Origin of the sequence: Pseudoalteromonas luteoviolacea, assembly GCF_018100925.1 — a bacterium.
Taxonomy (GTDB): Bacteria; Pseudomonadota; Gammaproteobacteria; order Enterobacterales; family Alteromonadaceae; genus Pseudoalteromonas; species Pseudoalteromonas obscura.
Genome location: NZ_JAGJEH010000005.1, coordinates 390,952 through 405,167 on the forward strand (window position 1 = coordinate 390,952; position 14,216 = coordinate 405,167).

The 14,216-nt window shown below is 43.3% G+C and carries 15 protein-coding genes; 8 read left to right on the plus strand and 7 right to left on the minus strand.

Going from position 1 to position 14,216, the window contains the following annotated elements; translation table 11 throughout:
- Positions 1-97 precede the first annotated feature (97 nt).
- On the plus strand, positions 98-1,537 hold the full coding sequence (locus tag J8M00_RS13160) for a PLP-dependent aminotransferase family protein (RefSeq protein WP_211010780.1): 1,440 nt from the start codon (positions 98-100) through the stop codon (positions 1,535-1,537).
- Between the two features lie 83 nt (positions 1,538-1,620).
- Here J8M00_RS13160 and J8M00_RS13165 read toward each other — a convergent pair whose 3' ends face one another.
- Together J8M00_RS13165 and J8M00_RS13170 are read right to left on the minus strand one after the other, a co-directional pair.
- Complete coding sequence (locus J8M00_RS13165; protein WP_023402106.1) at positions 1,621-1,815, minus strand: CVNH domain-containing protein; 195 nt, start codon at positions 1,813-1,815, stop codon at positions 1,621-1,623.
- A 144-nt stretch (positions 1,816-1,959) separates the two neighbouring features.
- Positions 1,960-2,433, minus strand: coding sequence for a SixA phosphatase family protein (locus J8M00_RS13170; protein ID WP_211010782.1), 474 nt, complete (start codon positions 2,431-2,433; stop codon positions 1,960-1,962).
- A 233-nt stretch (positions 2,434-2,666) separates the two neighbouring features.
- Between J8M00_RS13170 and J8M00_RS13175 the strand changes: the two genes are divergently transcribed.
- From J8M00_RS13175 to J8M00_RS13200, 6 genes are read left to right on the plus strand one after another with little or no spacing between them, the layout of a single operon-like run.
- A complete protein-coding gene (locus tag J8M00_RS13175) occupies positions 2,667-3,929 on the plus strand; it encodes an efflux RND transporter periplasmic adaptor subunit (RefSeq protein WP_211010783.1) in 1,263 nt (420 codons plus the stop codon).
- Positions 3,930-3,945: 16 nt separating this feature from the next.
- Complete coding sequence (locus J8M00_RS13180) at positions 3,946-4,668, plus strand: ABC transporter ATP-binding protein (RefSeq protein ID WP_211010925.1); 723 nt, start codon at positions 3,946-3,948, stop codon at positions 4,666-4,668.
- 1 nt (position 4,669) lies between these two features.
- The gene (locus tag J8M00_RS13185) at positions 4,670-5,983 is read left to right on the plus strand and encodes an ABC transporter permease (protein ID WP_211010785.1); all 1,314 of its coding nucleotides are present in this window, start codon (positions 4,670-4,672) and stop codon (positions 5,981-5,983) included.
- 13 nt (positions 5,984-5,996) lie between these two features.
- Positions 5,997-7,199, plus strand: coding sequence for an ABC transporter permease (locus J8M00_RS13190; protein ID WP_211010787.1), 1,203 nt, complete (start codon positions 5,997-5,999; stop codon positions 7,197-7,199).
- A gap of 58 nt (positions 7,200-7,257) precedes the next feature.
- Positions 7,258-8,592: a sigma-54-dependent transcriptional regulator gene (locus J8M00_RS13195; RefSeq protein ID WP_211010789.1), complete on the plus strand. Its 1,335-nt coding sequence runs from the start codon at positions 7,258-7,260 to the stop codon at positions 8,590-8,592.
- Positions 8,592-9,884: a sensor histidine kinase gene (locus J8M00_RS13200; RefSeq protein ID WP_211010791.1), complete on the plus strand. Its 1,293-nt coding sequence runs from the start codon at positions 8,592-8,594 to the stop codon at positions 9,882-9,884. The genes J8M00_RS13195 and J8M00_RS13200 overlap by 1 nt, the downstream gene beginning before the upstream one ends.
- On the opposite strand, the gene J8M00_RS13205 is transcribed toward J8M00_RS13200, so the two are convergent.
- The 4 genes from J8M00_RS13205 to J8M00_RS13220 all read right to left on the minus strand — a co-directional run bounded on the left by J8M00_RS13205 (position 9,881) and on the right by J8M00_RS13220 (position 12,343).
- A complete protein-coding gene (locus tag J8M00_RS13205; protein WP_211010793.1) occupies positions 9,881-10,204 on the minus strand; it encodes a hypothetical protein in 324 nt (107 codons plus the stop codon). The two genes, J8M00_RS13200 and J8M00_RS13205, sit on opposite strands and share 4 nt — an antisense overlap.
- A gap of 133 nt (positions 10,205-10,337) precedes the next feature.
- The gene (locus J8M00_RS13210) at positions 10,338-10,982 is read right to left on the minus strand and encodes a 2OG-Fe(II) oxygenase (protein WP_211010794.1); all 645 of its coding nucleotides are present in this window, start codon (positions 10,980-10,982) and stop codon (positions 10,338-10,340) included.
- Positions 10,983-11,047: 65 nt separating this feature from the next.
- Positions 11,048-11,758 carry a CTP synthase C-terminal region-related (seleno)protein gene (locus tag J8M00_RS13215; protein ID WP_211010796.1) on the minus strand — a complete coding sequence of 237 codons (711 nt, stop codon included), beginning with the start codon at positions 11,756-11,758 and terminating at the stop codon, positions 11,048-11,050.
- A gap of 108 nt (positions 11,759-11,866) precedes the next feature.
- Positions 11,867-12,343 (minus strand): low molecular weight protein-tyrosine-phosphatase, encoded by a 477-nt coding sequence (locus J8M00_RS13220; RefSeq protein WP_211010798.1) that lies wholly within the window; start codon positions 12,341-12,343, stop codon positions 11,867-11,869.
- A gap of 262 nt (positions 12,344-12,605) precedes the next feature.
- On the opposite strand from J8M00_RS13220, the gene J8M00_RS13225 reads away from it, so the two are divergent.
- A complete protein-coding gene (locus tag J8M00_RS13225) occupies positions 12,606-13,469 on the plus strand; it encodes a serine hydrolase domain-containing protein (RefSeq protein ID WP_211010800.1) in 864 nt (287 codons plus the stop codon).
- A 186-nt stretch (positions 13,470-13,655) separates the two neighbouring features.
- Here J8M00_RS13225 and J8M00_RS13230 read toward each other — a convergent pair whose 3' ends face one another.
- Positions 13,656-14,129 (minus strand): hypothetical protein, encoded by a 474-nt coding sequence (locus tag J8M00_RS13230; protein WP_211010802.1) that lies wholly within the window; start codon positions 14,127-14,129, stop codon positions 13,656-13,658.
- Positions 14,130-14,216 lie beyond the last annotated feature (87 nt).

The window sequence follows — 14,216 nt, forward strand, 5'->3', positions numbered from 1 at the left end:
GTTAAAACAACCAGTTTTAAATAAATTGCTATACCAGCTTGTCAGTAAGGTGTGTTTTTTATACGCTAAGGCTACCGTGATATTTATCAAATTTATTATGTTTACAGGTCGTCCGCTCGATGAGCTTGTTAAAACCGCTAAACATGCTCAGATGGCTCAACAAGTGCGCGAAGCGATTCAAAGTGGTCAATTAAAACCGGGAGAAAAACTCCCGTCAGCACGCACATTAGGGCAACTATTTGGTCTTAATCGGCACACAGTCATGTTAGCCTTGCAAAATTTGGTCGCCGAAGGGTGGCTGATCTCAGAGCTTCGAAAGGGTTACAAGGTTAATCAGCATTTACCTGTGGTGGAAAGTGCACAAGTAGAACTAAAAAACGAGCAGTATCAACCAGTATTGCCCCAATTTGCTAACCCACTGGCAGCAGTAAAATCAACTCAGTTAAGTGACTATCAATATAATTTTGCTGGTGGGTTACCCGATGTGAAGCATTTTCCATTCGACGAATTTAGGCGCAGTATGAACCGGATCTGCCGGAGCAGTAACGCGGCAGCATTTCATTACCAAAATACCGCAGGAGAGCCTGTACTTAGGGAGCAGCTAAAAGCATATTTAAGAAAAGGGCGCGGACTGAGTTGTGAAGATGTTTTAGTTTGCAACGGCTCTCAAGAAGCTTTGTTTTTAGTAGGACAGGCATTTTTATCGCCAGGGCAAGGCGTGGCGATGGAGGCGTTAGGTTACCCCCCCGCACGCCAAGCATTTCTTGCATCTGGTGGTGTCATTCATGATATTGCGCAAGATGAACAGGGGTTGTGTGTTGATTCACTGGCAGAATGTCTGTCACGTGCGGATATACGTTTAGTGTACTTAACGCCCTTACACCAGTACCCGACCACGATCACCATGTCGGTTGCCCGCCGACTGGCGATTTACAAGTTGTGTGCACAGCATGGGGTGTTTATTGTTGAAGATGACTACGATCATGAGTTTCATTATCGTTGTCCACCGTTACAGCCCATCGCGGCAAATGATCCGGCTCAAATAGTGATCTACCTGTCGACTTTTTCTAAGATCATGTTTGCGGGTGCACGGTTAGGGTATGTCACAGCGGCGCCTGTCGTATTACAGCAATTGATAAGATTAAAACAGCTAATAAACCATAAAAATGATGTATTGTTGCAATTTGCTATTGCAGATTGGATGGCAACGGGGTGTTTTGAGCGTCATTTACGACGTATGACTAAGTTATATCAACAACGCTGTGATTTAATGGCTGCGCAGTTGTCTCAGTTTCAAAGCCAAGGACATGACATTGACTTCAAACAACCAGATGGCGGCATGGCTTTTTGGGTCGACCTGAAGCGCGACATTGCTTTTTTGCCCAATAAATTACATGAGGCGAGTATTTATGCGCTGACTGAGCACGCATTTTGTGGTTCACCGAAGGCGTCATATAGCCACATACGGCTCGGGTTTGCAGGTCAAAGTGCAGAGAATATTACGGCGGGGCTAAAACGGATGTTTGCGTTGCTTTGAGGTCTAATTAAGCAGGAAAAAAGGCCCATGCCTAGGCCCACTGTATCGACATATGATTGCATGTTTTTTTAAAAGGGAATGCTTTATTTCCTATCAGGCGCCCAAGCAAGTTGCCCGTTTATATTTGCAATGTCATATTTGAGTCTGCTTTCAACCCAGCTACCATCTTCTTTTTGGCATAATGCGATGATATAGCAATCTTCTTCGCCAGGGATCCCCTCAAAGTGGATATTACGGCAACTCGATTTATATGAGCCTGGGGGGGTTATGAAAGACATCTATCAAGTACTCCATTTTGGTTAATGACAATGCAGCTTGTTCTAAACTAAGCTGCTCCAACAAAGTGATGATGTCCACTATAAAGGGAATTAACTGCTATAAACATTACACATTATTACACGGGCAATAGCCGCTGAATAAATCTATCTATTTGAACTGCGGATTTTTAATTTACCGGTTTCGTCTTCAAATGTGATCACAAAAACTTTGTCAAATTCGTCCTCAGCGATGCTGACAGCTCGACCAGTTAGCAGTGCAACCAAAGTGGGTGTTGTATTGCTGTGGCCTGCAACGACTATGGTGCCTGTCTGTTTTTTGAGCATGTCTGCAAACTCTTCTAACTTCCCTGGGTTATACATTGAAATATGCGTATCTATTAGATCAGCAAGTGGCGCTAGTGTTGCTTTAGTACGGTTGTAGTCAGTTGAGTAAAGTTTTGTAGGCTCATAGGGGAGCATCATTTGCGCGATGTAGTGCGCGCGTTTGATCCCCTGCTGTGTCAAGCTGGGATCAACGCCTTTTTGTTTCTCGGCATGTCTGACGAGAATGATATTTTCTGGCATAGCGAAGCTTGAAAAGCTCAATAGGCCCAAAAGCAGAATTAATACAGTACGCATAGTGAGTCTCCTTATCTTCTTGTGCTCTGTCGTACTATATCGTGTTCTGCTCTATGGCGCACCCGTATCAGTGATTTCATAGCGAGTACAATACCTGTCCGCTGCGGACACAATTTCTGTCCGCGGACGCTTTTTTACCTACCATAAAAAATAAAGTTAATACAAATCAATGACTTATTTTTGGCATGGTATTGGTATATCTCAATGCATCAGGATATAAATGAGTGATTGAAATGATTAAAGATACCAGTGGACAGGATCAAAGCGTTCAGAAAAAGCGGCCAATTTATAAACGCAAGAGAGCTTCCATAATCGGAGCGGGCGCGGCGTTGTTTGGGGTGTTGTTGTGGTTGCAGTTATCGCCACAAGCACAGCATTCTATCGAGAGAGAGCAGTTAGATATTGCCAAAGTAGAATTTGGCAATTTAGTACGCGAAGTAGGTGCCCAAGGCAAAATTGTAGCAGCACATGCGCCAACCATTTACAGCCCGGAAATAGGTGTGACGACCTTATATGTAAATGCTGGTGACAGTGTGCATAAAGGGCAGCTCGTTGCTCAGTTACATAGCCCCGAGTTAAGCAGTGAGTTGAAACAACAAGAATCAGAATTATCGCGTCTAGAAAGCGAATGGCAAAGGCAGCAATTAGAGTCACGGCGTCAGGCTCTGGCGCTTGAAAAGTCTTTAGATTTAGCCAGAGTCACGCTGGATGCTGCTGAAAGAGAGAATCGGCGAGCACAGATTTCGATTAAGACAAGCTTAATTAGCCAAATAGATCTGGAACAAGCACAGGACGAGTTTGCACGCGCCAAGCTGAACTTTACTCATGCACAAAAAGAAGCGGAGATCGGCCGTGATACGCTGAAATTTGAACTTGCCTCTGTCAAAAGTAATGTTGTGCGTCAGGCTATTGTGGTTGAAGAAATAAAACGCAGAGTGACCAATTTACAAGTACGAGCATCGGTGCACGGGATTGTTGGTAACTTATTGGTGCAAAATAAATCGGCAGTGAGCCAGAACCAACCCTTGATGACATTGGTTGATTTGTCAGCCTATGAAGTCGAGTTGCAAGTCCCTGAAAGTTATGCCAATGAGTTGGGTTTGTCTATGCCTGTACTCATGCGTATTGGCGCAAAAGAGTTTGAAGGTAAACTCAGTGCCATATCGCCAGAGGTCAGCGATCGTGAAGTGACCACCCGAGTAAAGTTTTCCAATCAAGACATTTCTGGTATTCGCCAGAATCAACGAGTACATGCCCGTATTCAACTGGAAAGTAAGCAAAGTGTGCTGAAAGTGAAGCGTGGCCCGTTTTTAAATACCGGTGGATATATCGCTTATCGCTTGCATGACAATGTGGCGCAGCGTGTAGATATCAAAACTGGTTCAAGTAGTTTAAAAGACATTGAAATCATTGCAGGACTTCAAGAGGGTGACGAAATCATCGTCTCTGGCTATGATGCGTTCAGCGATGCAAGTTCAGTGCTAATCAGACAATAAATAAGGAAGACATGTGATGTTACAAATGCAAGATATCGGTAAGTTATATCAAACCGAAATGGTCCAAACACAAGCACTGAGAGAGTTTAATTTAACGGTCAATGAAGGTGAATTTATTGCTGTGACTGGCCCTTCAGGGTCAGGAAAGACAACATTTCTAAACATTGCAGGGCTGCTTGAGCCATTTTCATCTGGTCAATACATGCTCGATGGCGTTGATGTAGGGAAGCTCAATGATAATCAGCGTTCGGACCTGCGAAATCAAAAAATAGGATTTATTTTTCAAGGGTTTAATCTAATTCCAGACCTGAATCTGTTTGAAAATATAGAAGTGCCGCTGCGCTATCGTGGGATTAAAACAGCGGAGCGAAAAAGACGTGTTGAGCAATGTCTAGAACAAGTCGGATTAGCTGGGCGCGCGCGTCATTTACCACAGCAATTGTCTGGAGGCCAACAGCAACGTGTCGCAATTGCACGTGCACTGGCTGGTGAGCCGCGCTTTTTACTAGCAGATGAGCCGACAGGAAATCTAGATAGCTTAATGGCAAAGCAGGTTATGACATTGTTGGAGGAATTAAATAGGGCGGGTACAACGATAGTGATGGTGACGCACGATCAAGAGCTTGCGAGAAGAACACCGCGTAACATTCAAATTGTAGACGGGCAAGTTGCTGATTTTACCTTATACCAAGGTGTACAAGGTACGCGTGAAAACACACAAGTGCCATTGGGGGTTTAATATGTTGCTACATTATTGCGATTTAGCGTGGCGAAACATCAGACAGACGCCCTTTATCAGCGTATTGATGGTCATCGCGATTGGTATAGGGATCGGCGTGACGATGACAACTTTATCTGTTTATCACATGAAAAGCGCGGATCCTATTCCGAATAAAAGCGCACGGCTTCATGCTTTGCAGCTCCAGATTATGGATGATGGTCAGACTTGGCGCACACCAGATAACCTGCCGCAACAGGTAACTTATCAGGATGCGATGTATTTACTAGAGCATTCATCATTGGAAAAAAAAGTTGCGATGTTCAAGTCGGGCGCTGCGATTCATTTAGATAAGCCCGACAGTGCGCCTTTTATTAAAGACGTGAGGGTAACAAGTAGAGATTTTTTCGACATGTTCGGTATGTCTTTCTTATATGGAAACGTATGGAGTGAAGCTCAAAGTGAGCAAGCCGCACCTGTTGTTGTCATCAGTGAGGTGCTATCGGAAAAATTATTTGGCCGAAAGAATGCCTTAGGTGAATCCGTGTATTTAGGTGATCGCCGCCATGAAGTTGTCGGCGTTACAAAAAAATGGCATCCAGCAGTGAAGTTTTATGACGTAAACAATAGCGCCTTTGATCTCGCTGAAGAAGTATTTATTCCGCTGAGCCACGCTGAAGCTTATCGAGTTTCAAGTTGGGGAAATACCAATGGCTGGAAGAATGAAGATATTAACTCTTTTGAGCAATTCTTAAACTCAGAAACGGTGTGGTTGCAGTTTTGGGTTGAACTTAATTCTGCGTCAGAAAAAGCACAGTACGGGCAGTTTTTGCTAGATTATATGCGCGAACAACAACAGCTAGGCCGCTTTAATCGCAAAGAGCTAGAGTACAATTTGCAGCCTGTGATGCAGTGGCTAAAGTACAATCATGTGGTGAGTGCAGACAATAAAATATTGGTTGGATTGAGCTTTATGTTTTTAGCCGTGTGCATTGCAAACATATTAGGGATGCTACTGGCGAAATTTCTAAAACGCGCGCCCGATGCTGGTGTAAGGCGTGCGCTGGGGGCAAGTAAGCGCCAGATATTTTATCAACACTTGGTTGAGGTGGCTATATTGGGGTTACTTGGCTCTGTGGTTGGTGTGGTTTTGGCGCAGTTGGGCTTGGCGGGGATCAGAGAGTCTAAATCAGGTTATGAACTGATCGCGACCATGGATTGGCAGATGTTGTTGATCTCGCCTGTTATTTCTATCTTGGCATGTTTAATTGCAGGTCTTTTCCCTGCCTGGGTTGTATGTAAAACATCACCAGCTACACACTTAAAAATACAATAAAGGAGTGCTTTAAATGTCTGAGATCAAACCTATTTTAAGCGCCTTAACACGGTCAAAAACCGGGGCCATTTTACTGGTCATGCAAATTGCCATTACCTTAGCACTTGTGAGCAACGCAATGTCTATCGTTGCAGACAGAGCAGAAAAGATAAACCAAACCACCGGGTATGATGAACAAGGGATCATATCTTATACCCTATTAACTTATGACAAAGATACCGACATACCAAAACAATTTAAAGAAGACATTAGACAACTTAAAGCGCTGGATGGTGTGATTGATGCGTTGGCGGTAAGCTCTATCCCTCTGTCGCGCAGCGGCGGATCAAGGACATTAAGTACCGATCCAGAAGAGCATAGCGGTAAAACTGCAGACTCAGGGTATATTCGAGCAAATCATCATGTTATTGGCGCACTGGGGTTAACCATTAACGAGGGAAGAGACTTTGCGCAAAGTGATGTGATTTATGGCAGAGATGGTGATTACCCATCAGTTGGCATTGTAAGCAGAGCAGTCGCTGACAAACTTTTTGGAAAAGGTAATGGGTTAAATGAAACTGTTTATAGCGGAGATGATGCATTCAAAATAATCGGGATCATCGATACGCTGAAAAGCCAATGGCCACGTTCAAAGATGGGAAATAGCTTGATATTTCTTCCCATTGAAGAAGCGTTAACTTACCAAAAATTTATCGTCAAGACGACGCCACAAAAACGCGCACAGGTCATAAAGCAAATAGAGCCTCTATTGCTAGATCTCGACCGTGGTCGAGTCGTTATGAATATCAAAGGGCTGGACACGTCAAAAGCGGATACTTATGCCGGTGACACATTAATGATCCGTATGTTAATTGCAATTGTCGTGTTTTTAGTGATTATTACTGCGCTGGGCATATTTGGTCTAACACATTTTAATATCAGTAAACGCACAAAGCAGATCGGTACTCGGCGTGCGCTGGGAGCGAGAAAATCGACCATTTTCAAATACTTTTTATTGGAGAACTTGCTGGTCACCGCTTTAGGTGTGGTGATTGGCGGTGTTGGTGCACTGGTGCTAGGGAGAGAGCTGATGGGGCACTATAGTGTGCCTCCGCTTGAAACAAGTGCAGTCTTAATAACTGCAATGATGATGCTATTGATGAGCTTTATTGCCGTCTATTCACCTGCTCGGCGTGCCGCAAATATTTCTCCAAGTGTGGCAACTCGAAGTATTTAAAAATTAGGAACAACACTATGTTACACTCGAAAGGGTGTAACATAACTATAAAAAGCACATGGATAAAATACTGATTATTGACGATAACCCTGCTGTTTTGCAGTCGTTATCTCTATTATTTGAGCTACATGATTACCAAGTGGTCGAGGCTTCAACTCCTTTTGAGGCTGAACAAGTTGTGCGCTATCAACGAATTGACTTGGTTATTCAGGACATGAACTTTTCTGCTGATACAACTTCAGGCGAAGAGGGTAAGGCGCTGTTTTTTAAGCTGCGAGCGATTAACCCTTGCTTGCCCATCATCTTGCTAACCGCATGGACTGAACTGGAAATGGCAATTTCTCTCGTCAAAGCTGGGGCCGCAGACTATTTAGCTAAACCTTGGGATGACGAAAAGTTACTTGTGAGCGTGGCTAATTTAATAGCGCTTGGCAAAGCCAGTGAAGACAGTAAACAGCTGCAACGGCAAGAGCAAGAAAGGGCACAATTCAATGAGGGCGCTCAGCTTTGTGGTCTGATATATAAAAGTGTTGCTATGCAGCGCGCTGTTGAAATGGCTGTACAAGTTGCCAAGTCTGATGTTGCAGTGCTTGTCACGGGGGCCAATGGCAGCGGGAAAGAAAAAGTTGCAGAGATAATCCAAGCCAACTCTAGGCTCGCGAATAAACCGTTTATTAAAGTAAATGCAGGTGCACTACCAGACAATTTAATCGAAGCTGAGTTATTTGGCGCTGAGGCCGGGGCGTATACCGGTGCAAATAAACAGCGAATTGGCCGGTTTGAAGCCGCTGATGGCGGCACGCTTTTTTTGGATGAGATAGGTAACTTACCTTTGTCAGGTCAAATGAAGCTGCTACGAGTGCTACAAACTGGAGAATTTGAACGTCTTGGTTCTGTAGAAACTCGCCAAGTGAATGTCAGGGTGATTTCAGCTACCAATGCACAACTTTTAAATGACATTGCCGCAGGTCGCTTTCGAGAAGACTTATATTATCGACTGAATGTTATTGAGATACAACTGCCAAACCTCAGCCAAAGAGTCGATGATATATTACCCCTGGTTCAGCACTTTTTGCCGACTCGCGTGTTGACCCTTAGTGCAGAAAAGTCACTGTGTGCTCATTCATGGCCCGGCAATGTTAGAGAGCTAGAAAATGCGTGTAAAAGAGCGGGCGTGCTGAAGCCCACAGGTGAACTCGATGCTGCCGATTTTGGGCTTACAACAATTGCAGCAAAATCAGCGCCACCAGTGCAGGGCCGTGAACCGTCGAAGCAAGAGCTTCAGCAAGCCATGCGTCAATGTGAAGGTGTTATAGCCAAAGTAGCGAGGCAATTTGGCATGAGTCGCCAAGCCTTGTACCGACGCTTGCAAAAATATGGAATTGAATATTAATGGAGCAAACCCACCGTAAACTGACCCATAGAGCGGGCTTGGCCATAGGCGTAAGTTTGGCACTTGCCTGTTTGCCCGTGGGGTTTCTAGTGTCTTGGCCGGTATGGCTTTGGATCACGTTAAGCGCTTGGATATTGGCTTGTGTGGTCTTAAAGCTATTGCTGAAGCCGTTTTTACAAACCCTTGATGCACTTCAAGTTGGGTTGCTTAATTTCAAAGATGGTGACTTTTCAAATCAGCTGGCCTATCAATCGAACGATGACTTTGGTGATTTATGTCGACTATATAATGATACAGCGCAACAGTTAAGAACTGAAAAACAGTGGCTTTATCAACGGGAAATGATGCTAGACAAAATGTTGCAAAGTGCACCACAGGCATTGTTGCTCGTAAATGATCAAGAGGTTGTGGTATTTGCAAATCCAAGTGCTCAGCGTTTACTTGGTAGCTCGTCTCCTTTAGAAGGTAGCAAGGTTGCAGATTTAACACATGGTGTCCCCAAGGAAATAATGCATGCTATCACGCAACATACCGACGGTTTGGTGAGCGTGAAGTCGCCGCACAGTGAGGAGCAGATATGGCATAGTGCCGTTGGTAAATTGATACTGAATAACCAACCTCATAGCTTGTATATTTTTAAGCAGTTAACAAGGGAGCTAAATAGGCAAGAGGTCGCGGTATGGAAAAAGGTCATTCGAGTGATTAGCCATGAGCTGAATAACTCATTGGGGCCTATTTCGTCTATGTTGCATAGCGGTAAAATCATTGCCAATAAGCTAGATGAGTCGCGTTTAAATAGAGTATTTAGTACGATTGATGAGCGAATTGAACACTTATGTGAGTTTATTCAAGGGTATGGCACATTTGCGAAGTTGCCAGTCCCACAAATTAAGAAAGTTGAGCTATTGCCTTTGCTAGACGCAATGCAAATGCAATGGCCTTGTACCGTTTCATGTGAAGTGAGCGTCGTACATGCTGATCGTGGTCAATTGGAGCAGTTGCTCATTAACTTACTAAAAAATGCGCATGAATCTGGATCGCAGCCGGACTCAATCGAACTGGATATTGTCGCCATTCCCAAGGGCGTGAAGTTCCGTGTGTCTGACAGTGGACCTGGTATGACACAAGCAGTACTTACAAATGCGCTAGTGCCATTTTATTCAACCAAGGCAAGTGGTTCAGGGTTAGGACTTGCTCTGTGCCGAGAGATTATAGACGCACACAATGGTCACATCAGCATCAGCAACAGAGCTGAGGGGGGGCTAATGGTTGAGGTTATATTACCTGATTAGCCGCGTACTTGGGATTCTATTGTGGAGGGCTTAGGAGTTGTACACCCCTCGCTTTGCTCAAGCCAAGATAACGTATTTTTGCTTAATACTATGGTACCCGACACAACTAAACTGGCTGCTGAAACAATGCCTGCACCAGCCATTGCCAGCGCACATGCTTGTCCAGAACATGCACCAAGCGAAGCGACTTGTTCACTTGTTAATACGTACTTTCGTTTCGTGACATTACACTGTTCATCGTAATAGTGGACTTCTTTAGAAACAAAGACACACCCAGCTAATACAACCATAAGCAAAACGCAAAGAAGTGGTAATCGCATAGAACTTTCCTTTCATTTTTTTGCCACGATATAGCTATCACAAATAATTTGAAAGTTAATTATTGTAATTAGGTGTAGCATTCGAGAATTAGGGAAGGGTGATGCGATAGCGAGCACTACCGCATCTAATTGATTACCTTGGTGGATCAATATGACCAGCAGTACTGGCGTTGATCCGAAACCATCCGGCAATAGAATAGCGCGATTTCTTAGCCGCGAGCACTTCATGGGGAAACTCATCGCTTAAAAAAGTGACCAAAGTGCCCTTTTTAGGCAAGACACGGCAGTGCTCTTTTTCATGATCTTCAGCATCAAAAATAACCAGTTCACCACCATCTTGGGGTTGCCAATCATCGTTGAGATAAAAGACTGTGGTCAATACGCGGTTCGCTTTGCCTTTAAATGCGTCTAAGTGTTTTTTATAAAAAGCACCAGCTTCATAATGTGCGAAGTGGCTTTCATAGCTAAACAAGCCCATAAATAGACGACGATTTAAGTAGTCTTTTAAATCATCCATAGCATTTAGATAACCCGCTTCTTGCTGACTGTTTTTATCAAGCCAGCGGATTTTATCCCGGCGGATCTCGGCGTTTTTTTCATGGTCATTTTGTCGACCAATGCCTGCGGTTTGAAATGTATCCGCTTCTAAACTCGCAATGCGTTCATTGAGTGCTTGAATAATGGATGGGTCAATAGCATTTTCAATAATACTTAAGCCAGTCGCACGCAAATCATTGGCAATTTGCTCATATACGTTTTCAGTGTCAAAGTCAGACAAGTCGCACCTCCAGATAATGTGCAGGCTTTTTACCGAATCACGTGCTAAAAGGCAAGCGCATCTTGTTACTTACCGGATAAACCTTGATTTTGCGCACAGGCATTTATAAATGCATTGATAAGTGGTGAGCGTTTACCACTCAATGCTGCTCGCTCAGGTTGAAATAAAGTCGCGATAAAAAATGGGTGAATCGTCAGCTCTACGGCGCGTATCTCTGTTGTATCGTCATCTGCGGCTGCGACCAAAGGGCCTTGTAAAAGCGCCTCTCGAAAATGATTGTTTAATCCATAACGGCAGCGATAACCTTCTTGAATTGACAGTGTATCGTAAATCCGAGCAAGCTGGCTCTTTGGAAATAAGTTAATGGTTTCAGTTGTTTCTATTAGTGCACAACTGAGCTCTGAGATGACCTGCCTATTTGCGTTTGGAGAAGACTCTCCATGGGCAGCATCCGACCAGCCGATGACGTTTCGTGCATATTCAACAACAACATGCTGAAATCCGCCGCAAGTACCAAGAAAAGGAAGTAAATTTTCTCTAGCATATCGAATTGCAGTTAATGCGCCTTCTGGGTCAACGTACGGGGTTTTTGGTACACACCAAATTCCATCAAATAGTGACAAGTCAGTATCTTTGATTTTGTCTGTGCCTAACCAAGTGGCCGTTACTTTTATTTTCAGGTCTTCTGCAGCGAGGTCTATTGAGGGTGGGATCCCTTGGTGAGCGGGTACTGTATCGTCAAAATCTCCGACTAAGGCGATGGCGAGTTCTTTCATCTCTTTTCCTTAAGCTTTAGCTTATTACTAATGTGTTTTTATTATGGGTAATTCAAAAATTGTCGTCTAGTGCTACTGCACTTAGATCTGTAAGGTAATGTGTACCTATTATCTTGTTAATAGACGCTTAATGATGTTGTCGCTGGCTTGTTCGATAAGGTCAAGCACCAATTCAAATCCATCTCCTTCACCATAATATGGGTCAGGGACTTCTTGCTCAGTTAAGTTCGCATAGTCTAGGAATAGGTGTATTTTATGATGGTATTCGGTTGGGCAAGTGGCATGTAAATCTGCCATGTTATGCTTGTCAGCGCATAATATAAGATCAAAGGAAGCAAAATCGTTTTGGCAAACTGGTCTTGAGTATATACCTGAAAAGCTATAGCCGCGCTTTTGACCTGCTTTAACGCTCCTTCTATCTGGCGTGCTTCCTTCGTGGTAGTTAATCGTTCCCGCGGAATCAATATTTAAAGTTAGCTTATTGGTCTGAGCTTTGGCTTTTAAAACGGCTTCCATTGTCGGGGAGCGGCAAATATTACCCATACAAACAACCAATATATTACTTAACTTGTGATTTTGAACCATGTTAGCAAGCCCTAAAGATTGAGTTATCACTTTAAAGAGGTGAATAAACTAACATTCTCAACAGGGCAATAAAAGTGTTCGTGAGATAAATTCATGTACATGCTAAGTTTTTAATATCATTATGAGTTTGCATCAATATTTTGTGATTAACTTGGCACGAAAAAGATCAATCCTTGCGGAAAAGTAAATCTAACAGACTTAATTTATCCGCCCATAAAAAGTCTTGTAGTGTTGTAAACATTGATTTTAACTGGAGTAATGAATGATACACAGTGTGGTTGATGAGTTGGGTAGAACAAGCCCACTTGCACATCGCTTGGTGCCATGGTGGAGCTTTACCAAAACTGTCCTTGCAACGCTCACAATGCGACTTTGTGATAATGACAAATTAAATTTAGACTCGAAATTGCCAAAAAGGCCATTTACCTATCGACAATTGCTGCAACATACTTCAGGTCTGAATGATTACAGCTTTTTGCCTGAGTATCATCAAGCCGTCGCAAACAGTAAACCTTCGTGGCCTGTGGATACATTGATGAACAAAGTCAAAGTTGATGAATTGCGCTTTGAACCCGGCCGTGGGTGGTGTTATTCAAATTTGGGTTATCTGTTGTTGCGTATGGAGATTGAACGAATTTACGATATGGCATTGCCTGACATCACAACGGCTTTTTTAGTTAAAGAGCTTAATTTGAAGAGCGCTTTTCTGGTCGAGGATCTTGCTGCTTTCAATATGCTTCAGGTGGGTCCTAAGGGTTATGATCCCAATTGGTGCTATCATGGATTATTGGCTGGTAATATAGAAGATGCAGCGCTGTTTTTGCACTATTTGATGCGTGGTGAATTGGTTAGTCAGAATGCCTTAAATGAAATGCAAACACTTTATAAGTTAAACGTAGATGTTGGTGAGCGACCATGGACAACCCCCGCTGCGGGGTTGGGTCTGATGTGCAATCGGGATGCAAATTTGGACACCGTTGGGCACACAGGTATGGGCCCTGGCAGTGTCATCGCTGTGCACCATTTTAAGCTCCAAAAGCCGAAGACTGTTGCGGTATTTAAACAATGCCAAGATCAAAGCGTAGTTGAAAATAAAGCCGTGATACTCGCTAGAGCTGGATCTTAAATTGACTTGAAAAATCATATGCTTGCCAAAGGAATGTAGGAACGGCAGATGCGTTTGAGTGTCGTTTGAACAAAAAAAGGCAATCATTAAACATACTTAGGTGCCTATACAACCAATTTCAATTAAATGTAGCTAGTTGCGCTGTGTCGATGCATGACACAGCCAGCGTCTACCTTGTGTGAATATTTAATGTGACAAATATCGCGCGAGTTTGGACTCAATTTGAACATATTGATCAATAATAATTTGGCAGCGAATACTTTGATTAAAGCGCACCAGTTCACATGCCAAACAGGCAATATCTTTATACCCTTCAAGAGCTTTTTTTCTGATCTTGAGTGCTTTTTGACTTTGTACTATTTGGCTCAATACAGAGGCTGCCTCTTCCAAAAAGAAGTAATCCTCGGAGTCCTCAAAAATCGGGCAGTAATCAAAACAAAAATTACAAATTTCGACCATTCGGTTTATCGAGACCTTGTTAGCGTTAGGTTGTTTTAATATTTGCAGGCTGATTTTAAACGCATCCGTATAGCAGTTTGCAGCTTTTTCTTGATGACCAAACAAGTAGGCTGACTGTGCACGATCGATAAGTCGATTGTATTCCATAGCAGGTGAATTTGTGTCTGTAGATGAAACCAAAGTAAGTAAATGAGCTGACATTTTTATCCTTTTGCTTAGTGAAATAAAGTGATGGCATTTCATTTATTGCCGTAAAACTCACGGTTGCAAATGATAATGAAAATAAAT

What these genes read in the sequence shown, in the direction of transcription:
- J8M00_RS13185 (WP_211010785.1), top strand. Translation starts at nt 4,670, where the DNA reads ATGTTGCTACATTATTGCGATTTAGCGTGGCGAAACATCAGACAGACG.
- J8M00_RS13215 (WP_211010796.1), bottom strand. Translation starts at nt 11,758, where the DNA reads ATGAAAGAACTCGCCATCGCCTTAGTCGGAGATTTTGACGATACAGTA.
- J8M00_RS13165 (WP_023402106.1), bottom strand. Translation starts at nt 1,815, where the DNA reads ATGTCTTTCATAACCCCCCCAGGCTCATATAAATCGAGTTGCCGTAAT.
- J8M00_RS13225 (WP_211010800.1), top strand. Translation starts at nt 12,606, where the DNA reads ATGATACACAGTGTGGTTGATGAGTTGGGTAGAACAAGCCCACTTGCA.
- J8M00_RS13195 (WP_211010789.1), top strand. Translation starts at nt 7,258, where the DNA reads ATGGATAAAATACTGATTATTGACGATAACCCTGCTGTTTTGCAGTCG.
- J8M00_RS13170 (WP_211010782.1), bottom strand. Translation starts at nt 2,433, where the DNA reads ATGCGTACTGTATTAATTCTGCTTTTGGGCCTATTGAGCTTTTCAAGC.
- J8M00_RS13230 (WP_211010802.1), bottom strand. Translation starts at nt 14,129, where the DNA reads ATGTCAGCTCATTTACTTACTTTGGTTTCATCTACAGACACAAATTCA.
- J8M00_RS13160 (WP_211010780.1), top strand. Translation starts at nt 98, where the DNA reads ATGTTTACAGGTCGTCCGCTCGATGAGCTTGTTAAAACCGCTAAACAT.
- J8M00_RS13205 (WP_211010793.1), bottom strand. Translation starts at nt 10,204, where the DNA reads ATGCGATTACCACTTCTTTGCGTTTTGCTTATGGTTGTATTAGCTGGG.
- J8M00_RS13190 (WP_211010787.1), top strand. Translation starts at nt 5,997, where the DNA reads ATGTCTGAGATCAAACCTATTTTAAGCGCCTTAACACGGTCAAAAACC.
- J8M00_RS13200 (WP_211010791.1), top strand. Translation starts at nt 8,592, where the DNA reads ATGGAGCAAACCCACCGTAAACTGACCCATAGAGCGGGCTTGGCCATA.
- J8M00_RS13220 (WP_211010798.1), bottom strand. Translation starts at nt 12,343, where the DNA reads ATGGTTCAAAATCACAAGTTAAGTAATATATTGGTTGTTTGTATGGGT.
- J8M00_RS13175 (WP_211010783.1), top strand. Translation starts at nt 2,667, where the DNA reads ATGATTAAAGATACCAGTGGACAGGATCAAAGCGTTCAGAAAAAGCGG.
- J8M00_RS13180 (WP_211010925.1), top strand. Translation starts at nt 3,946, where the DNA reads ATGTTACAAATGCAAGATATCGGTAAGTTATATCAAACCGAAATGGTC.